This window comes from Bacillus sp. SB49 (genome assembly GCF_000469135.2).
Lineage (GTDB): Bacteria > Bacillota > Bacilli > Bacillales > Halobacillaceae > Halobacillus.
The window spans coordinates 3,351,980-3,373,302 of the sequence record NZ_CP048117.1 but is presented as its reverse complement, the minus strand read 5'-3'; the positions used below and the strand labels follow the sequence as shown (position 1 = coordinate 3,373,302).

At 47.7% G+C, this 21,323-nt stretch carries 19 protein-coding genes; 16 read left to right on the top strand and 3 right to left on the bottom strand.

Annotation, left to right across the window (positions count from 1 at the left end):
• Positions 1-75 precede the first annotated feature (75 nt).
• Together M662_RS17590 and M662_RS17585 are read left to right on the top strand one after the other, a co-directional pair.
• Positions 76-1,233, top strand: a complete 1,158-nt coding sequence (locus M662_RS17590) for a hypothetical protein (protein ID WP_152522205.1) — start codon at positions 76-78, stop codon at positions 1,231-1,233.
• Between the two features lie 64 nt (positions 1,234-1,297).
• Positions 1,298-2,425, top strand: a complete 1,128-nt coding sequence (locus tag M662_RS17585) for a hypothetical protein (RefSeq protein ID WP_026577847.1) — start codon at positions 1,298-1,300, stop codon at positions 2,423-2,425.
• A 20-nt stretch (positions 2,426-2,445) separates the two neighbouring features.
• Here the strand turns inward: M662_RS17585 and M662_RS17580 are convergent, their stop codons facing one another.
• Positions 2,446-3,288 carry an octanoyl-[GcvH]:protein N-octanoyltransferase gene (locus M662_RS17580; RefSeq protein WP_026577848.1) on the bottom strand — a complete coding sequence of 281 codons (843 nt, stop codon included), beginning with the start codon at positions 3,286-3,288 and terminating at the stop codon, positions 2,446-2,448.
• Positions 3,289-3,480: 192 nt separating this feature from the next.
• Here M662_RS17580 and M662_RS17575 point away from each other — a divergent pair, with 192 nt between their 5' ends.
• The 5 genes from M662_RS17575 (at position 3,481) to M662_RS17555 (ending at position 8,549) form a co-directional block, all read left to right on the top strand.
• Positions 3,481-4,776 carry an HD domain-containing protein gene (locus M662_RS17575; RefSeq protein ID WP_008632265.1) on the top strand — a complete coding sequence of 432 codons (1,296 nt, stop codon included), beginning with the start codon at positions 3,481-3,483 and terminating at the stop codon, positions 4,774-4,776.
• A gap of 13 nt (positions 4,777-4,789) precedes the next feature.
• Positions 4,790-5,290, top strand: coding sequence for a YwgA family protein (locus M662_RS17570; protein WP_026577849.1), 501 nt, complete (start codon positions 4,790-4,792; stop codon positions 5,288-5,290).
• A 128-nt stretch (positions 5,291-5,418) separates the two neighbouring features.
• The gene (locus M662_RS17565; RefSeq protein WP_026577850.1) at positions 5,419-7,419 is read left to right on the top strand and encodes an ABC transporter permease subunit; all 2,001 of its coding nucleotides are present in this window, start codon (positions 5,419-5,421) and stop codon (positions 7,417-7,419) included.
• Between the two features lie 121 nt (positions 7,420-7,540).
• Positions 7,541-8,083 (top strand): YwhD family protein, encoded by a 543-nt coding sequence (locus M662_RS17560; RefSeq protein WP_008632268.1) that lies wholly within the window; start codon positions 7,541-7,543, stop codon positions 8,081-8,083.
• Positions 8,084-8,207: 124 nt separating this feature from the next.
• Positions 8,208-8,549, top strand: a complete 342-nt coding sequence (locus M662_RS17555) for a YolD-like family protein (RefSeq protein ID WP_152413285.1) — start codon at positions 8,208-8,210, stop codon at positions 8,547-8,549.
• Between the two features lie 67 nt (positions 8,550-8,616).
• On the opposite strand, the gene M662_RS17550 is transcribed toward M662_RS17555, so the two are convergent.
• Entirely contained in the window at positions 8,617-10,668 is a 2,052-nt protein-coding gene (locus M662_RS17550; RefSeq protein ID WP_026577851.1) for a transglycosylase domain-containing protein, read from the bottom strand.
• Positions 10,669-10,799: 131 nt separating this feature from the next.
• Between M662_RS17550 and speE the strand changes: the two genes are divergently transcribed.
• From speE to M662_RS17520, 6 genes are all read left to right on the top strand, one after another.
• Positions 10,800-11,630, top strand: coding sequence for a spermidine synthase (speE, locus tag M662_RS17545; protein ID WP_026577852.1), 831 nt, complete (start codon positions 10,800-10,802; stop codon positions 11,628-11,630).
• A gap of 6 nt (positions 11,631-11,636) precedes the next feature.
• Positions 11,637-12,509: an agmatinase gene (speB, locus tag M662_RS17540; RefSeq protein ID WP_026577853.1), complete on the top strand. Its 873-nt coding sequence runs from the start codon at positions 11,637-11,639 to the stop codon at positions 12,507-12,509.
• 80 nt (positions 12,510-12,589) lie between these two features.
• Positions 12,590-13,036, top strand: coding sequence for a hypothetical protein (locus tag M662_RS17535; protein WP_026577854.1), 447 nt, complete (start codon positions 12,590-12,592; stop codon positions 13,034-13,036).
• Positions 13,037-13,124: 88 nt separating this feature from the next.
• Positions 13,125-13,565: a YwiB family protein gene (locus tag M662_RS17530; protein WP_008632277.1), complete on the top strand. Its 441-nt coding sequence runs from the start codon at positions 13,125-13,127 to the stop codon at positions 13,563-13,565.
• Positions 13,562-15,229, top strand: a complete 1,668-nt coding sequence (argS, locus tag M662_RS17525) for an arginine--tRNA ligase (protein ID WP_026577855.1) — start codon at positions 13,562-13,564, stop codon at positions 15,227-15,229. The genes M662_RS17530 and argS overlap by 4 nt, the downstream gene beginning before the upstream one ends.
• 187 nt (positions 15,230-15,416) lie before the next feature.
• On the top strand, positions 15,417-15,596 hold the full coding sequence (locus M662_RS17520) for a XapX domain-containing protein (protein WP_008632279.1): 180 nt from the start codon (positions 15,417-15,419) through the stop codon (positions 15,594-15,596).
• A gap of 2 nt (positions 15,597-15,598) precedes the next feature.
• Here M662_RS17520 and M662_RS17515 read toward each other — a convergent pair whose 3' ends face one another.
• Positions 15,599-16,795, bottom strand: a complete 1,197-nt coding sequence (locus M662_RS17515) for a phospholipase D-like domain-containing protein (protein ID WP_026577856.1) — start codon at positions 16,793-16,795, stop codon at positions 15,599-15,601.
• A 181-nt stretch (positions 16,796-16,976) separates the two neighbouring features.
• Here M662_RS17515 and M662_RS17510 point away from each other — a divergent pair, with 181 nt between their 5' ends.
• From M662_RS17510 to M662_RS17500, 3 genes are all read left to right on the top strand, one after another.
• A complete protein-coding gene (locus M662_RS17510) occupies positions 16,977-19,109 on the top strand; it encodes a heterodisulfide reductase-related iron-sulfur binding cluster (protein ID WP_026577857.1) in 2,133 nt (710 codons plus the stop codon).
• 153 nt (positions 19,110-19,262) lie between these two features.
• Positions 19,263-20,450 (top strand): acetyl-CoA C-acetyltransferase, encoded by a 1,188-nt coding sequence (locus M662_RS17505; protein ID WP_008632282.1) that lies wholly within the window; start codon positions 19,263-19,265, stop codon positions 20,448-20,450.
• Between the two features lie 13 nt (positions 20,451-20,463).
• On the top strand, positions 20,464-21,315 hold the full coding sequence (locus M662_RS17500) for a 3-hydroxybutyryl-CoA dehydrogenase (RefSeq protein WP_026577858.1): 852 nt from the start codon (positions 20,464-20,466) through the stop codon (positions 21,313-21,315).
• Positions 21,316-21,323: the final 8 nt, after the last annotated feature.

The window sequence follows — 21,323 nt, the reverse complement described above, 5'->3', positions numbered from 1 at the left end:
GCACCTTGGCTTTGGCAATTTCGCTCTCTTGTGCTTATATGTAATTAGAAAGGAAGAGGAAGGCGGAAGGTATTCATGGACTCGAATAACGAATTAACTTATAAACAATCAGTAAGTAAAAGACACAAGGCCATGGGAATTGGACTTGGAATACTCTCTTGTTTAGGGGGTGCTTTTTTTCTTTACATAACCTTGGGGGTATCCAGAGCGAGTCACTGGTCCATCGGGCTGATTCCGCTTTACCCGGCCCTTCTGTTCCTGCTGCTAGGAGTGGGGATGTTCCGTAACAAGCAGGTAAGCTATACATCTGTCAAAAGAATTACAAAGGAAGGGTTTTATCACTATTTTCTTGTTCCGGAGCAAGAGAAGGAGACGGAACAGCTGATTCTCTATAAGAAAATGACCGCCTTATATTTGGGGAGAGTAGTGGAAATGGTGATGCGGCAGGATCGTCTGACCAAATTTTTTGCTCATCCGCTTCTGGTGTTCCGCTGGGAGGAGGACGGAGTCAGTCATTACCGTGGTGTGGTACTTAAACAGAAGGAGTGGCCGACTGCTCTTCGTCACCTTCCGGCAGGGCTTCCGGTTTACAGCACACCTTATGACCTCACCCAGTATCCCGATGATACTTTGGGTGATCCCTTGGCAGATGCCGAATACTACAGGGACAGCGGAGAACGGTTTCCATATCCGTATGAACTAGGGTATGTGAAGCAGAAAGAGTTGCCCAAGTACATTCCGGACGAGGTTGCAGAAAAGAAAAAGCGCTGTACGCGTCTGCGGGAGATGATGGCGGGGCGTCTCCTGGGGGGATGGCTGGTGTTGAACTTCCTGCTCGCCGTATTATGGATGCCCTCGTGGAAAGTGGTTGATGAATTGTTCGTCGGCCCGTGGCCTGTGGTGCTTATCATCTTGACGATGATACTTGTCGGTGCTGTCTATGCCCGCTTACCTCTTGGATGGAGGAACATGCTGCTTGTCGGTCGGCATATGTTGTTTGTCATCGCCGTGTACGGGGGAGGCGGGTACCTTGGCTATTTGCTGTTTTCAGAAACGCCCCGTCATCTGGACGCTGTCGTCAATCATTCCCTGCTTTCATTCTGGTCGATCCCTGCCGCGTTCCTCCTAAGTAAGTTCTTATATCTTCTTGGTGTATTGATGTATGCGGCTCTCCTTCATTCGGGTTTCTTCAAAGGAAAAACGAAACCGCGCCGTAATATCGATATGGAATGAAACCAATCTATCTATTCCATCGTAGGACAAGAAACAAGGAAAGATTTGAGGGAAGGTGGAAGACATGCAGGAAGAACTGACGTTTAAAAGCGAGATAAATCGCGCATCCAAAGCACTTATGTACATCATGGGTGGGATTTTCGCTCTGTTGGGAACGGCATTATTGAGTATATCTATTTGGGTGTCGAGGCACAGTCACTGGGTTGCCGGGCTGCTCAGCATCTTCGCCGGCAGCATCTGCTTGTTGGTCGGCATAGGAATGCTTCGGGACAAACAGAAAAGGTACACATCGATAAAAAAGGTGACAAAGGAAGGCTTCTATGAGTATTTCCATCTCCCGGAACGAGAAGAAACGATCGAGAAGACCATTCCTTTTGCAGAGATTACAGCTCTATACGCAGGGAGGGCGATCAGGAATATATACAGGCAGGAAGCCCCGTCCCGCAGTATAGCTTATCCCGTACTTGTATTGAGCTGGGAAGAGGAGGGGCAGCAGCAATTCAGGGGAATGGGACTTACACCGGAAGAGTGGAAGGTTGCATGTAAGATCCTTCCTGAGGGTATTCCTGTTTATGAAACAGAATACGAGCTGACTCATTATCCCGATTATGCGCTGGGGGTTGTGTTGGACTCCGCCCGTCCCTATGGTGAAACCGAAAGAGGGCTCGCTTTTCCCCATAAACTCGGGGTAGTGAAGCATGGAGACGTTCCTGTTTTCATTCCAGAAGAAAAGAGGCAGGAGCAGCGTAAAAAAGAGGAAGCTAGGAAAAAGGTCGGGGAGCGCGTATTCAACAGCTGGCTGCTGATCAGTTTCCTGCTCTCCTTGTTCTGGATGCCGTTCTGGGAGGTATCCGGCGCCGTCTTTGCAGGGCCGTGGTCGTATGGGTTCACCGTTGTCACGATGCTCATCCTGGGTGTTTTCCGATATGCCAAGACTCCGTTCGCCTTTCGCAATTTCCTCATGGTTGGACGGGACATGCTCCTTGTCCTTGCGTCATTCATGACGGGAGGGCTTCTCGGTTATCTTCTATTTTCAGAAACACCGAGATATTTGGATGCAGCGGTTAATCACGCCTTCGTAGGTTTTCTCTCTGTGCCTGTGGCTTTCCTCCTGAGCAAGTTTCTTTATTTCATCGGTATTGTCTTTTCTATGATGTTCGACTTTGCGGGTATGACCAGAAAGAAGAAATGAAAAAAAGCGTTCGAAACCTATCAAGTAAGGTTTTCGAGCGCTTTTTCATTCCGTTTGACCATTTGATCGAAGCGTTTATTGAACCATTCGATTTCCACGCCTTCGAGGGGATTGGTCGTCATGGAACCGGATAGTTCATACAGTTTGTAGAGAATTCGGTCTCTTACATCGGATACGGTAAGTTCGGTGCCGAGCAATTCGTTCAAGGATGCCATGACGGAGGGATCGATGTCTGGATAAGTGAATCTTGTTTGTTCTCCGCGTTTCCCGATGTTGTAGAATTCCTTCAGCAGGGAGGCTCTTTCCCGACCGCTTCCACTGACGTCCAAGTAAATTTGGACGGCAGAACCGTTCTTAACCCTTCGCTGGGAAATACCGGCAAACTTCTTGCCGTCAATACTCAAGTCGTACGTACCCGGGCAGTAGGACCGGGTAATTTCATAGGCTTCAATGCGGTCGGTTAAATCCGCAAACAAGAATTGAATGAAGGAAACCATTGCTTCATATCCTTCGTGAATGTTGACCTCTTTGGAATCAGGGAAGATGAGGGAAAGGTTCAAAACCCCGTCATCCAGGACCACAGCCAGACCGCCGGAATTACGGACGATCACTTTATAGCCGTTCTCTTTCAAATAGGCGATTCCTTCCTCGATGTAAGGAAGCCGGGCATCAGGGATTCCCAGTACGACCGTGTCGTGATGGACCCACAGCCGTGCGGCAGTCGGACTCCTCCGTTCACCGACAGAAATGGACAGTGCGTCATCGGTTGCGAAAGACTGAAGAGCCGAAAAGGTGGGGCCGAGATTGCTTTGGTCAATAAAGCGATATGCTTTTGTTTTTAATAATGGATGGATGTTAGTCATTGTAGTTCCGTACTCCTTTTTTGCATTCTGTTCTATTATAGCAAAAGATGAGTGTTGCATGAATCAGCTGGGAAAGGTAAAATCTGCGGAGGATGAAAAAATAATATTGGAATTTAATGTATGTATTCAGGTTTTTTTGTCGGATTTTAAGGTATATAATAGAGGAAAATGTCGTTTAGAAAGGACAAGCAGATGGCCTATCGTGATGAGAAACTAAGCGAAGAAAAAGTGTTCAAAGATCCTGTCCACCGTTATGTTCACGTACGGGACAGGGTGGTTTGGGATTTGATCGGAACCGCCGAATTTCAAAGACTGCGGCGTATCAAGCAGCTTGGGACGTCATATTTAACGTTCCACGGAGCAGAGCACAGCCGCTTCAATCATTCGCTCGGAGTCTATGAAATTGTAAGGAGAATTATAGATAACTTCAAAGATCGGCCGAACTGGGACGACCAGGAACGGCTTCTCTGTCTTTGTGCTGCGCTGCTTCATGACCTCGGACACGGTCCCTTCTCCCATTCGTTCGAGAAAGTCTTCAAGCTCGATCATGAGGCATTCACCCAGGCAATTCTTCTTGGCGATACAGAAGTAAACGAGGTCCTCAGCCGTGTAGAGAAAGGGTTCCCGAAAAAAGTTGCGGATGTCATTAACAAAACATATAAGAATAAGCTGGTCGTCAGCTTGATTTCGAGTCAGATCGATGCCGATCGTATGGATTATCTGCAGCGTGACGCTTACTTCACAGGCGTCAGCTACGGCCACTTCGACATGGAACGGATCTTAAGGGTCATGCGTCCGATGGAAGATCAGGTCGTTGTGAAGGAAAGCGGTATGCATGCTGTCGAAGACTATATTATGAGCAGATACCAAATGTACTGGCAGGTATATTTCCATCCGGTGACGAGGAGTGCGGAAGTCATCTTATCGAAAATCCTTCACAGAGCGAAAGAGCTTTACGAGAGTGACTATACCTTCCGGCTGTCCCCAGTCCATTTCCTTTCTTTTTTTGCAGGGAAACCGACATTAGCAGAGTACTTGGCTCTGGATGAACCTGTGACACTTTTCTATTTTCAGACGTGGATGGAAGAGGAGGACCCGGTCCTTCGTGATCTATGCCAGCGGTTCGTCAACCGCAGACTCTTCAAGTATGTCGAGTTCAACCCTAATTCCCAGATGAACGAATGGATGGAGCTGTATAAGCTGTTCCAGAAGGCAGGACTGAATCCTGACTATTATTTGGTTGTAGATTCAAGCTCGGACCTTCCTTATGACTTCTATCGTCCAGGAGAAGAAGGGGAACGTCTGCCAATTCATCTCCTGCAGCCGAACGATGAATTGAAGGAGCTTTCCCGTCTGTCGGATATTGTGGAGTCTATTTCAGGGAAGAAGCGGACCGACCATAAGCTTTATTTCCCGATGGATCTACTGCGTGATATGTCGAATCGAAGTAAGACGAAGAAGCGGATTATGGAAATTTTGTATGGATAAGGAGTGAGCTTCCATGTTGGAAAACCATGCGAAGTTGATGCAGTTCTTTTCTAGTACCGATGAAATCGTCGGAAGGAAGAAGCTGCAGAAGATGATCTATATTTTGAAGAAATGTGACATTCCTTTCGAAGAGCGGTACCAGTTCCATTTTTACGGACCGTATTCGGAAGAGTTGACGCTGCGTGTAGAAGAGATGTGCAATCTGGGATTTATCAGGGAAACGAGGGAAGAGAAAAAGAATTACTATCAATACCGCTATCAATTGACGGACAGCGGCAGGGAATTCCTCACCCACTATGAAATGAACCTGCCGCCGCTTCACGCACAGATTGCAGAAATGAACGGACGGAGCTCCCGGTTTTTAGAGCTGGTTTCGACGATGCTTTTCTTTGAAGATCTACCGAAGGATGAAATAGCGGAGAAGGTGTTCACAGTAAAAAGCGCTCAAAAGTATACGGAAGAAGACATAGCTGACGCTTGGAAATTTATTGAAAAATTGCGCGCTATTCATTAAACTGGGACTATAGGATCCGGTTGATTATCCTGATTTTTTTCCGACAGCGGAAAGGTGTACCACGTGAGTATGCCTTTTCTTTTTTTATCTATATGTCTGATTATTTCGAAAAAAGGTGGGATTGAGTTGTGAAATTAGTGAAGTTCATTGGTTATTATGTGCTGGGGCTGATCGGGATTGTATTGATCAGCGCGTCGCCGGCGCTGTTTTATGAGGGGGCTTTCTTTGATTTGCGCAGCTACGGTCTGCAGTTGCGGGATCTTATTATGAGTCTTGGTCATCCAACTGAATGGACATATTGGTTCAAAGGTCAGCAGGTGCCGATGCTTGATTATATATGGGAGCCGTATCGTTATTCCATGCTTCTCTTCTTTGGAGGCATTCTGCTTGGTGTCGCCCTTGCTTTTTTCGGTGCGTTCTTTACCTTATTCCTGCCGAAATGGATCCGGACCGTAGTCGATCGTATCGTCGGCCTTCTGGAGGCTGTCCCGGATCTTCTGCTCGCTTTTTCTTTACAGCTCTTCATCGTTTGGTTCTTCAAACAGACCGGATGGCTGATAGCCCCGTTCACTTCGCTTGGAGAGGATAAGATTTATCTGCTTCCGATCATCGCCATTGCGGTGCTTCCGATGGTCATGATGTACAGGATTCTTCTGCTGTTAATGGAGGAAGAGATGGCAAAGCCTTATGTGCAGCTGGCGCTGGGGAAGGGATTGACGAAATGGAACATCCTTTCCGTTCATGTGGTGCGAAACATCGTTTCCAGTGCCTTTTCCCATTCAAAAATCATCGTCTGGGGAGCGCTTTCCAGTCTATTGATCATTGAATACATATTTAACATCAACGGAATCACAACGGTGTTCATAGACGATTTCCGGCCTATTGTTTCTGCTTTTGTCCTTTTTCTTTTGTTCACTCCATTTTATTTACTGTATCAGGGAACGGAGTCTTTCCTGATCAAGGATGGACGGCGCTTGGAAGAAGAGAATTTGCACATGAATTCCTTTATGGGCACAGGAAAACGTACGGGAGGAGTGCGGTTCTCCTTCATCTGGAGAGAAATACTCGCCCACTTTAGGAATGTCAAATTCCTGACCGGCTTCCTGATCATCGTCTCGACGGTTATCGTAAGCATCGTCTATACAATGACTGCCGATCCCCTCGTCGATCAGTACTTTCAAATATACGATGAGAATGATCGACTGGTGAGCGGTGCGCCCCATACACCGGAGTACGTTTTTCTTGGGACGGACGTCCTTGGATTCAGCGTATTTGATCAATTGCTTGTCGGGGCGAAATACACGATCCTTTTTGCATTGGCTATCGCTTTCCTGCGCATCTTTATCGGCTTTATTCTGGCAGTCCCGTATACGTTCTTTCTGCCGTCGAAATGGCAGCAGGGGATCGAGAAGCTGGTGGACGGCATGCACTTCCTGCCGATGACGGTCATCGCCTACCTGCTTCTCCGGCCGGTGTTATGGATGCCGGAGGGAGGGTTTGTGACGACGGAAACCGAGCGGATCCTGTACCAGGCTCTGATCCTTACTCTGCTGGCTGCTCCGCTTGTCGTAACGCTGTTCGGAAAGGAAATGAAAGGGATCATGAAAGAAGAGTTTGTTGTCAGTACCAAAGTACTTGGAGGCAGTTCCGTCCATCTTCTATGGAAGCATCTGCTTCCACATATGAGTGCAAGGATAGGGGTTGTATTCGGGCAGCAATTCATTCAAACGCTCCTGATTTTCATTCACCTCGGCGTATTTGATATTTACTTCGGCGGCACAAAAGTTACGTACGAACCATATCAGAACGATCCACCGCTGAGTACGACCTACGAATGGTCAGGGTTAATCGGTTCTGCGAAGAATTCTCTCATGACCGGCCGCTGGTGGCTGATCATTCCCGCTCTTCTTTGTTTTGTCGTTATTATCGCCTCTATGCAGCTTATCATCCAGGGGATCAAAGATGTCCAGCAGCGGAGGGTAGGGGTGCCGGTGGAAGGACTGCACCTGCTCCGTGCCCGACGATCTAAGAAAGAGAAAAGACAAACCCGATATAAAGATCCTGCTACGGAGGACTTCACTTTTATGAAGCGGGCGTCCGGCGAGGGCTGGAGGCGAGATGAATCATAGGAGACTTAAACAAGCGTTTGATTAATGGGGTGTTCGACGCTTCCTTGACAATAATCCTGCTGTTGTATGTTAAAATGGGACAAAATAGCTGGTGTACACAATGAGGAGGAGCGTTTAAAGCATGAGAGAATTCGATCAGTTCAAAAACAACAAAGACTCGGAAGATAAGAAAAAGAATCAGTTTACCATCATTAAGGACGACTCCACGGACGGCCACGGCGGTTACGGTGTCGGTTCCATAAGCCTGGAGAACATGACGCCTGTCATCGTCGATCCGAATGAAGAAGAGGCCTACGTCGATATGGGAGCTCTTCATGCGAGAAGTAAAGTCGAGAAGCGGATCAAGTTCATTACGGACAGAGAAGTCGTGAAGAACGGTCTGCTGTATTGGATTGCCTGGGTCACGGTGGAGTTTAAAGAAGGCAAACCTTGTTATTATGGAGTGGCAGCGAGCGAAATCGTCGTCGACCGTTCCATCAAGCGTGGCTACAAACTGATGCCTGAGCACGTGAATCATATGGATAAGTCATTGAAAGGGAAGTATGTCGTTGATCACATGGATGAAAAGTCCAAGAAAATTCTCGGTGACTACTTACGGGATTTCAAGCCGGAATTGTGGGAAAATACGACGTCTTCTTTAAAGGAATCGCTAGGAGTAGAATGAAATGTTCCGCTCCCGCATCTGCGGGGGTGGATTTTTTATGTGTCATTCCCTTGAAAACCCAGTATACCTTTTGCTTTTTTGTGTTAAAATGAGAACAAACGTTCGTTTTGGAGGAGAGAGCGAAATGGATAATCGAAATCGTGACCGTGGGACGATCAAGTGGACGTCCTTAATGCTGCCGGAGCATGTAGAAATGATTAAAAACCTGTGGAAAGAGGATGAACGGGTGGAGAAAGGAATCATCGATGAGCAGAAGGCGGCGGAAGTCGATTTTCTGCTGCAGCGGGCATGGAAAGATGATCTTACTGTAAAAGCCAGAGTGCATAACGGTTTTGATTACGAGGATGTCATACTGAAGCTGAAGCAGTTGAACAAAACGGAGCGGCGGGTGAACGCAATAAACTGGAAAACGAAAGAGCCCTACAGCTTCCGTTTAGATGATCTTGCGGATCTGGCTATTTTATAGCAGATAAAGAAAACCCGGACGTCCGTTTATCGGATCGCCCGGGTTTATTTTTAGGAGAATATTGAAATTAGAAGAACCAGTCGACCACATCTTTGAACCACGGGTCATTCTTGAATTCCTCCTCTACATCCTTGCTGTCATCTCCGCCGCAGACATCATCAGGAATTGCGGCTTTCTCCATATACACAAGCCGCTCCTTAGGACAGTTCGGTCCGGAGAGGGCCCCGGTGTCAGGGTCGATATAGACGCCTTTCAAGCCCGGCGGTGGAATGAAAGAAGCTTCAGGAAGCGGCTCGTGGACAGCCTCCATCGTATCTGCCCAGATGTTCTTGGCATAGCGATGGTCGTTAAAGTCTTCGAGTACTTTGCCGCCTTCATCATACCCGATCCACACGGCGGACAAATACTGAGGACTGAAGCCGACCATCCAGCTGTCGGTATCCGTTGTTCCTGATTTGCCGCCATACATACGTGTCAGTTTGCCGTTGATTGGTGAACCGGTGACGTCTGCGTAGTTGGCGTTAAGCCCCGAGTCAAACATGCCTGTCATCATATGCGTCACGGCGAATGCCGTTTTCTTATCAATGGCTTTACCCTTATCGTAAACCGGTTCATATTCATACAAGACGCTCCCGTGCTGATCGGTGATTTTGCTCACCGTATGCCCGGAGATCGATTCTGTTCCCTGCACGAGCTTGCCGTAGGCGGTTACCATATCCAAAAGGGATACAGAGGAGTAGCCGAGGGCAAGGGAAGGGTTCGGTTTGAATTGCTTATCGATACCGAAATCCTGCAGCGTCCGGACAAGCTTCTCCGGTCCGATGTCCATATGGGTAGAGACGGCATAGATGTTATCGGATATGGCGAGAGCCTGAGCCATCGTAATCGGTTTATCGGCAAACTTTCCGTTGAAGTTCGTCGGAGCATACGGTTCACTTTTTCCGGACACTTCAAACTCTGTCGGTTTGCTTTCTATCATGGTGACTGGAGAGTAGCCTTCCTGCAGCGCTGCGTAATAGAGGAATGGTTTGATCGTGGATCCAACCGGTCGTTCCGCCTGGGTGGCACGATTATAAGGGCTCTCTTCGTAATCTTTCCCGCCGATCATGGCTGTGATGGCTCCGGTCTGATCATCCATGACCGCAGCAGCGACCTGTATCTCTTCCTCCGCGGGTATATTTTTCTTCACCTTTTCTTCGAGGATATTCTGGTGGTCTTCCTTCAACGTCGTATGGATATGGAAGCCTCCGCTTTCAATTTCTTCCCTGCTTACGTCAAGGATGCCGGCTGCTTCTGTCACGACCTGGTCCTGAAAATAAGGAGCAATTTCCTTCTCCTCGGATTTGTCGGGATCTGCATACGTAATGCTTGCGGTTACGGCCGCCTCTTTCTCAGATGGCGTGATGTAGCCGTTATTCTCCATTTCCGTCAATATAAGCTCCTGACGTTCTTCCGCATTTTCTTCATTATCTAATGGAGAATAATAGCTCGGTCCCTTAGGTATTCCGGCAAGCATACTGGCTTCTTTCAAAGAGAGCTCTTCCGCATTTTTATCGAAGTAATACCTGCTTGCTGCTTCTACTCCATAGGCACCGTGTCCGTAGTAAATCGTATTTAGGTAGCCTTCCAGAATTTCATCTTTATTGTAGAAGATTTCGAGACGTAGGGCATACATTGCTTCATGGAGCTTCCTCGTCCATGTCTTGTCATGGGAAAGGTACAGGTTCCTGGCGTATTGCTGTGTGATCGTACTGGCTCCTTCCGCCATCCTCATCTGCTTCAAATCTGTGAGAGCCGCGCCTGCGATTCGCTTGAAATCGAAGCCGAAATGGTTATAAAAGCGTCTGTCCTCAATGGCAAGGGTGGCATCTTTCAAGGACTCCGGCATGTCATCGATGTCGATCCAGTAGCGTTCTTCGGCTCCTTGATCCTCGCCGATAATTTCTCCGTCCGATCCATAGAAGACCGTATTTTGTTCAGTCGTCAAGGAAGGAGGCCCTTGGATGACGGCTGCAATCAATACACCGATTGTGAGGACAACTCCGGCAATCAAACCGAACAAAGCCAGCTTGAACCCTCGTTTCCCCCATTTATACGTACGTTTAAATAATGAGCGCATCTTTTTATACTCCCAACTGTTAAGAATGTATAAAGACTGCTATTATTATGTGAGAATACGTAGTAAAATAAACTTCTTGTGAAAGTTTATATACAATGGAACTACTTATAGATGAAAAAGGAGAATGAAACATGGGTACATGGTTTACCGAGAAACAAACCGAGAATTTCGGTATTACAGCGAAAGTCAATCGTTCGCTTCATAAGGAAAAGACAGATTTTCAAGAGTTGGAAATGCTGGAAACGGAAGAATGGGGGAACATGCTCGTTCTTGATGACATGGTCATGACGACAGAGAAAGATGAATTCGTCTATCACGAAATGGTTGCCCATGTACCGTTGTTTACTCATCCAAATCCGAAGAACGTCCTTGTTGTCGGCGGCGGAGACGGCGGTGTGATTCGTGAGGTCTTAAAGCATGAAGGGGTGGAGAAGGCGACGCTTGTCGAAATCGACGGCAAAGTCATCGAGTACTCCAAGAAATATCTTCCATCCATTGCCGGAGCGCTGGATGATCCGCGTGTGGAAGTCAAAGTGGATGACGGCTTCATGCATATTGCGACAAGTGAGCAGGAGTATGATGTGATCATGGTCGACTCCACCGAGCCGGTGGGCCCTGCTGTGAACTTGTTCTCTAAAGGGTTCTATGAAGGGATTGCCAAAGCGTTGAAAGAAGATGGAATCTTTGTTGCGCAGACGGATAATCCATGGTTTAAAGCAGATTTAATCCGTCAGGTGTACGGCGATGTGAAAGAGACGTTCCCAATTACGAAAGTGTACACGGCGAATATTCCGACGTATCCGAGCGGTCTTTGGACATTCACGATGGGAAGTAAAGTGTACGATCCACTTCAAGTGAAAGAGGAGCGGTTCTCGTCTATTGATACGAAGTACTATACAGAAGAGATTCATAAAGCGAGTTTCGCTCTTCCGAAATTCGTAAAAGATTTGACGGAGGAGTGACAGGCCATGATTTTTGATGAGTCGTATTCCGGCAAAGTGTTCATTATGAGCAGAGCGACAGAAGAAGAGGCGGATGCTGTCATCTACGGCATGCCGATGGATTGGACGGTGAGCTTCCGTCCCGGATCCCGTTTCGGTCCCAACCGGATTCGTGAAGCGTCGATCGGGTTGGAAGAGTACAGTCCTTATCTAGACAAGCATTTGGAAGAAGTACGTTACCATGATAAAGGGGATATGCTGCTTCCATTCGGGAACCCGGCCCGGAGTCTTGATATTATCGAAGGTTTTATGGATGACTTATTGGAGAAAGGGAAGTATCCACTTGGACTTGGTGGAGAACATTTGGTTACATGGCCTGTGATTAAGGCAATGTATAAGAAGTACCCCGATCTTGCCGTCATTCACATCGATGCCCATGCGGATCTGCGGGAAGAGTACGAAGGAGAGACGCTTTCCCACTCCACACCGATCAGGAAGACGTGCGGACTTATCGGTCCTGAGAACGTGTACTCGTTCGGAATCCGTTCCGGCATGAGGGAAGAATTTCAGTATGCCGAAGAGTCCGGGATGCATATGTCGAAATTCGAAGTGCTTGAGCCGTTGAAGGAAGTGCTTCCAACCTTGGCAGGACGTCCGGTATATGTAACGATCGACATCGACGTGCTTGACCCCGCTTTTGCACCGGGCACAGGTACGGCGGAAGCCGGCGGTATTTCCTCGAAAGAGCTGCTTGCCAGCATCCATGCGATGGCAGCGAGTGACATGAATATCGTCGGTTCGGATCTCGTTGAAGTAGCTCCTGTCTATGACCCGACAGAGATGACACCGATCGTCGCGAGTAAATTCGTCCGTGAAATGCTTTTAGGGTTCGTGAAATAAATGATAGAATAGAACAAGCCACTGTGAGCGGATCATAGTGGTTTTTCTATTTGATTTTTATACAAAGGAGCGGCTTTGTTTTGAATAAAAAAAGAAGAATTATCATGATCATCTATGCGGTCGTGATGGTCGGGCTTTTACTCGTCACGTTTGTCGGCCAATGGAATCCGTCCAACTACAGCTATACCTGGAATGAAGGGACGTTGACAATAGAGCAAGGTCTTACGAAGGATAAGGTAGCGGGACTGGACGTGGAAGAGCAGATCGATGATGTCCTGAAGTTCACACTGGCTGTTTCGGAAGAGCAGTCCCAATGGAATGTGGATTTGCTTGCTGTCGGTATTCTGCTTCCTTTTCTGCTGCTTGTTTTCGTTCCTGATCAGCGCCCATTCCAAAAATATCTCTCCAAAGGATGGTATCGGACCCTCGTTTTGGCTATCCTTATCCTATATGGGGCTTATACGATACCAGGACATATCGTGCAGATCGGTGAGATAAAGGAAATGGTGCGGCTGCTTGCGGGCTGAGGGGCGGCTTGCGTTTTTTTATATGAATTCTTATAATAAATAAGTTATATCTTGTACGTAAATCAGAGAAACGAAGGTGGAGGGGAATATGCCAAGTAACGCTAGGGACGTCCAGGTGCAGCTCGTCACGGAAATAAGGGATGGAGATCGTGTGGAGAAGATGGAAATCCAAGAGTCCGGACAATTTCTCACGCGCGGCGATACTCAAGTGCTCACCTTTATCGAGCATCAGGAGGAAGGCGATCCGGTCCGCACGATGGTGACGGTCAAGCCGGGTCATGTCAGCATTAAGCGGAGCGGAGGCGTGGAGATGCGCCAGGTATTCATAGAATCCGCGGAAACAGAAAACCTGTACCATCACACCTATGGTGATTTCCATATGAAGACATATACAAAGGAATTGGATTTTCGTTCCCCGGCGGAAACCGTTCCAGGACGACTGTTTTTGAATTATACGATGACGTTAAATCACGAAGTGACTCAAGCCCACCGCTTGACGTTGACGTTTGAGGAGGAGAGCGAAACATGAATATCGTTGAACAAATGGAACTGAAATTGAAAGAAGAAATCAGCCGCGCCGTCGTGGCTGCCGGGTTGGCTGCAGAGGAAGAGCTCCCGGAAGTTGTTCTGGAGCAGCCAAAGGACAAAGCCCACGGAGACTATGCGACGAACATGGCGATGCAGCTGGCACGGATCGCCAAAAAGAACCCCCGCGCCATCGCTGCAGAGCTGGTTGAAGCATTTGATCATTCGAAAGCTTCTATCGAAAAGATTGAAATTGCCGGCCCCGGGTTCATCAATTTCTATATGAACAATCAGTATCTGACGGAGCTTGTCCCGACCATTCTTGAGGCAGGCGATGCCTATGGCCGTACAGACAGCGGCAATGGCCATAAGATACAAGTCGAGTTCGTATCTGCCAACCCGACGGGTACGCTTCACCTCGGCCACGCTCGCGGAGCAGCTGTCGGCGATTCGCTCTGTAACGTCCTGGATGCAGCAGGATATGAAGTTTCCCGTGAATATTATATCAACGATGCAGGAAATCAGATGGCTAATCTGGCGTATTCCGTTGAAGCGCGTTATATGCAGGCCCTTGGTAAAGAGTGGGCAATGCCGGAAGATGGTTATCACGGTCAGGATATTATCGGTCTTGGTAATAAGCTTGTAGAAGAAGACGGAGAGAAATGGGTGGACGTCGAGGATGCAGAACGTCTTCAATATTTCCGTGAGTACGGATTGAAGTTCCTTCTGAACAATATCAAGACAGACCTCGAAGAATTCCGCGTTCCGTTCGACGAGTGGTTCTCGGAAACATCCTTGTACCAGGGAGATCAGATCACAGATGCTCTTCAGGTGTTGAAAGACCAGGGGTATGTCTACGAGAAAGAAGATGCTACATGGTTTGAGACGACACGCTTTGATGACGACAAAGACCGCGTACTCATTAAAAATGACGGCTCCTACACGTATCTGACACCGGATATCGCTTATCATAAAAATAAACTGGACCGAGGCTTTGATACGCTGATCAATATTTGGGGAGCGGATCACCACGGCTATATTCCACGTATGAAAGCGGCTATTCAAGCGCTTGGTTACGATAAAGACACACTGGAAGTGGAAATCATTCAAATGGTCAACCTGTTCCAGGACGGAGAGAAAGTGAAAATGAGTAAGCGGACTGGAAAAGCTGTCACGCTTCGTGAGCTGATGGAAGAAGTGGGAATTGACGCTATGCGCTATTTCTTCTCCATGCGTTCCAGCGATTCTCACTTGGACTTCGATATGGACCTTGCACGTTCAGAATCCAACGAGAACCCTGTCTATTATGTGCAGTATGCGCATGCCCGCATTTGTACGATGTTGAAACAAGCAGAAGAGAAAGGGCTGAAGGCAGACTCCTTCGATGGAAGTCATCTGGCTTCCGAGAAAGAAGAGGACCTGCTGAAACGACTTGGTGAATTCCCACAGGTGGTTGCTGACGCCGCTGACAAACGGATACCTCACCGTATTACCCAGTACACGTTTGATCTCGCTTCCAATCTCCACAGCTTCTACAACGCTGTCAAAGTTCTGGATGAAGACAATAAAGAAGCGACTGCTGCACGTATTGCCTTGATGCAGGCAGTACGTACGACCCTGCGTAATGCTCTGAACTTGATCGGTGTGTCTGCACCGGAGCAGATGTAAACCCATCAAATGAATGAAAAAACCGGACGATCCCTCTCATTCTGTAAACAGAATGAGGCGGGGGCGTCCGGTTTTTTTGACATCTTTTTATATCCTTACTGATAGGATGTAAGAGAATGCATGAGCTCGCAGGCGGACGTGAAAGCTAAAGGCAGAAACGTCTCTTGTGGAGAAAGGCTGTGGAAATGTGAAAGAAATCATCTTCGCTTTAGTGACAGGGCTGGTGGTCGGTATCGTCTTCGCTCTTTGCAAACTGCCGATCCCGGCACCTCCGGCATTTGCCGGGGTATCTGGAATCATCGGCATTTATTTGGGGTTTAAAATAGTCGGATGGGTTGGTCCTTTCTTTTCTTCCTTAATGAAATAATTCTACAGAAGAGGTCGCAGGAGAACTGCGATCTTTTCATTTATTCTGGTCTTCCAAGAACGATGCTTTAACCAGTGGTCGTCAAAAGGAATCGAATCTTCCATATCCTTAAAAAAGGAATTGCGGACCGTTTGGATAAACACTGGATCGTACAAGAACGTGTTCACCTCTTTATTCAGGAACAAGCTTCTTCGGTCAAAATTAGCCGTCCCGATGTCGACGACCTTTTTGTCAATGATCGTCATTTTTGGATGATAGAATCCGGCGTCGTAGAAATGAACATGTGCGCCCAGTCGGTACAGCCTTTCCAGATAAGGTATGCCGGCTTCTTTGACGAAAGGGTGATCTGATTTCAGCGGTACCATGACGTGGAGAGTGATGCCAAGCTTTAAGCCCTTTTCCAGTTCGGTCATCAAGCGTTCGGTAGGAACGAAATAAGGGGAACCGAGCAGAATTTCTTCTTCGGCAGAACGGAAGAGTTCCATGAATGCGTCTTCCAGTTCCACCCCGTCTGTAGGAAAGAGAGTGATCCCACGTTCTTTGTTCCTGCCGGATGCATTAGGAAGTGGAACCTTGTTTCCTTTCGATATCTGCCAATCGTCTTCAAATATATCGTGGAGTCCTTGGACGATTTCACCGGTTAACCGAAGATGGTAATCCCGCCAATTTCCGAATTTCGGATTTTCACCAATATAATTCCTGCCAATGTTAAAACCGCCGACATAGCCGATTTTTCCATCAATAACGGTGATTTTTCTGTGGTTCCTTCGGTTCATTTTGTAGAATAAGAAAGGAAAACCGGGAGTTTCGGCGAATTGAAAAATGACTCCATTATTTGTAAGTTCCTTCTGGATGTGTTTATTCATTTTGAAACCGGCGAGGCGGTCGACAAGCAGACGGACGGGAACACCTTGTTCCGCTTTCTCCTTGAGGACAGTAAGAAAGTTATCACTGATGTAGTCGGTTTCTATGGAAAAGAACTGGACATCCACTTGTTTATCAGCATCTCGAATCGATTGAAAAAGGTCCTCGTAGAGGGAAGATCCGTTCGTGTATAATCGGGCATCTCCTGTTCCTTCAAAGAACGGCAGTCTACGGGCGTGTTTAAGGTGAGAGGCACGTCCGAATTTGAAATCGAGAATCAGTAATAAGGCGAAGATGGAAAGGCATAAAATGATATAGAAGACGACCACGAACATTCCTCCTGCAGATCGATTTTCCTAATAGTTTCCCCAGTTCCTTACATTTCAACAGGAAATAGCGAAAATATATTGACTGAATGCTCATTCATAATTTATAGTTGATGTATAAGAGTCAGAAAATTCAACATTCCGGGTGCTGCGGGAATTGCCCGGTGATAAAGAAAAAGGGGGAGAGTTCATGAATCCGTTATTAGTGGCAAACTGGGTCTTGTTCCTTGCTGTCACGGTGTATGGTCTCTACTTGTTCACACGCGTTATCAGGACAAGGGTTGCATACATCCGTTTAGGGAAGAAATTTGAGTATGATAACAAACTGAAAGAACGTTTAAAAAAGATTTGGATTTATGTGTTCGGCCAGAAAAAGCTGTTGAAAGATAAGAAATCAGGAATCATTCATGTCATGATGTTTTATGGTTTCCTTCTTGTCCAATTCGGGGCCATCGATTTTATTTGGAAAGGGTTGGCACCGGACAGTCACCTGCCGTTAGGACCGTTCTATCCAGGGTTCACCTTCTTCCAGGAAATTGTAACACTGACCATTCTGGTAGCCGTTATTTGGGCTTTCTATCGTCGATATATCGAGAAACTTGTCCGCTTAAAGCGCGGATTTAAAGCAGGACTAGTATTGATTTTTATCGGAACTCTGATGGTCACCGTACTTGTAGGGAATGGAATGGGGCTTATATGGAACGGTCATGAAGGAGCGTGGACAGAACCTGTTGCGTCCGCTGTTGCAAGCGCTTTCTCTTGGATGCCGCCAGCAGCCGCTGCGACTGTATTTTTTGTCATGTGGTGGATCCACCTGCTTATCCTGCTCACATTTATGGTTTATGTTCCACAATCCAAACATGCACACTTAATCGCCGCACCGGTCAACGTTTATTTAAGCAGAGAAGAACCGCCTGGGAAGCTGAAGACGATCAATTTTGAAATCGATGAAGATGCCGCGGAGGAAGATGTTTCATTCGGTGTCGGTAAAATTGAGGATTTCAATCAGCTGCAGATGATCGATTTCTATGCTTGTGTCGAATGTGGCCGCTGTACGAATGTCTGCCCGGCTGCCGGCTCAGGAAAAATGCTCTCTCCGATGGATCTTATCATCAAGTTGAGAGACCACCTGACTGAAAAAGGTGCTGCCGTTACAGGAAAGTCACCATGGGTCCCAGCCTACGCGTTCTCCGGCACAGAAGGGAATACACTTGCCCAGATGTCGAGGTCGAGTGGGTCCGATGAAGCAGCGGCAACACTGGATGCTGTCCAAAGCAAAAGCTTGATCGGTGATGTCATCACCGAAGAAGAACTTTGGGCATGCACTACCTGCCGTAACTGTGAAGATGCGTGCCCGGTAATGAACGAGCACGTGGATAAGATTATCGACCTTCGCAGATACCTCGTTTTAACGGAAGGGAAGATGGATGCAGACGGACAAAGAGCGATGATGAACATCGAGCGTCAAGGTAATCCATGGGGGCTTTCTAAGAAGGAACGGGAAGACTGGCGCAGCCTTGATGAAGACGCCGCTATCCCAACAGTTAAAGAGTTGAAGAAAGCGGGAGAAACCTTCGAGTATCTTTTCTGGGTAAGCTCGATGGGATCCTATGACAGCCGCAGCCAGAAGATCGCTATCGCTTTTGCGAAACTGATGAACGCAGCGGGCGTCAAATTCGCTATTCTTGGTAACAAAGAGCAGAATTCCGGTGATACAGCGCGACGGATGGGAAATGAATTCCTCTTCCAGGAGCTCGCGGAGAAGAACATGAAAGAATTTGAAAAGCACGAAGTAAAGAAAATCATTACTATTGATCCACACGCATACAACATCTTTAAGAATGAGTATCCGGATTTCGGGTTGGAAGCGGAAGTCTACCACCATACAGAAATGCTGGCGGAATGGCTGAAGGATGGCAAGTTAAAACCGGAGGGTGTCGTTAACGAACGGATCACCTATCATGACAGCTGTTATCTTGGACGTTACAACGAAGTGTACGAACCACCGCGCGAAGTGCTCGAAATGATTCCCGGTGTTGAAGTGGTGGAAATGAAACGCAATCGCTCCAATGGAATGTGCTGTGGTGCCGGTGGCGGAATGATGTGGATGGAAGAGAAATCAGGAAATCGTGTTAACGTGGCAAGAACGGAACAGGCTCTTGCTGTTGAACCGACGATGATTTCAAGCGGGTGCCCATTCTGTCTGACGATGCTGTCTGATGGGACGAAAGCGAAGGAAGTAGAAGAACAGGTAAGTACGATGGATATTGCGGAAATACTTGCAAAATCCATGTTTGAAAGTAAGGAAGAACAGTCCGCTTGATTAAACGTTTGACCAACAGGAAAAAGATCTAAATAATTCGAAAATTGTGGAAAGTGTACAGAATTTTTTGTACACTTTCCTTATGGAGATACATCGAGCGAGCGTTCAATCACTAATTTTGAAAGCGTTATCAAAAATGAGGAGGAACGATCTATGACAAAAACAGTAATCGTAGCAGGTGCCCGTACCCCTTTCGCTAAACTTGGTGGAGGTCTTTCATCTCTTACTGCATCGGAGCTTGGAGGGACGGCGATCAAAGCGGCTTTGAGCAGAGCGGAGATAGATGCAGAGGATGTTCAGGAAGTCATCATGGGGTCCGTCCTTCAAGGTGGGCAGGGCCAGCTGCCATCCCGACAGGCGGCTCGAAATGCCGGCATTCCATGGGATGTAAAGACGGAAACGATAAACAAAGTGTGCGCCTCTGGTATGAGAAGTGTTACGATGGCGGATCAATTCATCCGGTTGGGAGAAGAAGAAATCATCGTTGCCGGGGGAATGGAAAGCATGAGCAACGCTCCGTATATTATGTCCAAAGCCAGGTGGGGGCTTCGGATGGGAGACAGTACAGTGAAAGATATGATGATCCATGACGGACTTACTTGTTCGTTTGAAAACGTCCATATGGGCACTTACGGGAACAGGACGGCGGAACAATTCGATCTCTCCAGAGAGGCGCAGGATGAATGGGCTTATCGCAGCCACCAACGAGCAGTGAAAGCGATCGAATCCGGAGTGCTTGGAGAAGAGATTGCGGCTGTCGAAGTTCCACAGCGCAAAGGAAATCCTGTTATTGTCGACCGTGATGAGGCTCCCCGAAAAGATACTTCTGTCACGGCTCTTGCCAAGCTGCGTCCTGTATTCGATCAGACGGGTTCCATAACAGCCGGGAATGCACCAGGCGTCAATGATGGAGCCTGTGCAATGGTCCTGATGTCAGAAGGGAAAGCGTCTGAACTAGGGAAGACGCCGCTTGCTGCAATCATTGCACATGATGAAATAGCCGTTGAGGCGCAGGACTTCCCACAGACGCCGGGGCTTGTCATCAATAAATTGTTGAAGAAAGCAGGGAAGTCGATGGATCAAATTGATCTATTCGAAGTGAACGAAGCGTTCGCGGCTGTAGCGCTCGCGAGTGGAGAAATCGCTGGGCTTGATCCTGAGAAAGTCAACGTTAATGGGGGAGCGATTGCACTAGGGCATCCGATTGGGGCAAGCGGAGCACGGATTATTCTTACCTTGGCTCTTGAACTGAAACGCCGCGGAGGCGGACTTGGTATTGCTGCTATCTGTTCCGGCGGCGGTCAAGGGGATGCGGTTTTGATTGAAGTACCAAAAGCGTAAGGGGGAGAGCGCGATGACGATGAAACGAATGATGGTGATCGGGGCCGGCCAAATGGGGTCTGGAATAGCCCAGGTATTTGCACAGGCTGGACTTGAGGTGAAGTTCAACGACATCAGTGAAGATGCATTGATTCAAGGGAGAAAAGGAATAGAAAACCGTTTAAGGCGGGCGGTCGATAAAGGCCGTATCACGGAAGCGGATATGCGGGATGTGCTTGGGAGGATAACGACAACCACAGATTTGAAAGAGGCTTCTGACTGTGACTTGATCATTGAAGCGGTAGTAGAGAAGATGGATGTCAAAACGAATGTATTCCGTCAGCTGGATGAAATTGCACCGGAACACGCGATTCTTGCGACTAATACGTCATCCCTGCCGATTACGGATATTGCAGCGGCAACCAACCGCCCATCACAAGTGATCGGCATGCACTTTATGAATCCGGTTCCTGTCATGAAGCTTGTCGAAATCATTCGTGCGATCCAAACGAGTGATGCTACCTATGAAGCAGTGGAAGCGATGACGGTCAAGCTTGAGAAAACACCTGTGGAGGTAGAAGATTTCCCGGGCTTTGTATCCAACCGTATTCTGATGCCGATGATTAATGAAGCGATTTATACCGTCTATGAAGGTGTGGCTACCCCGGAGGATGTCGATGCTGTGATGAAGCTGGGTATGAATCATCCGATGGGACCGCTGACCCTTGCTGATTTCATCGGACTCGACACGTGCCTTTCTATTATGGAAGTACTGCATGAAGGATTTGGTGACAGTAAGTACCGTCCGTGTCCACTGCTTCGGAAATACGTCAGCGCTGGCTGGCTTGGAAAGAAATCTGGACGTGGTTTCTACATCTACGATTAACCGGTAAA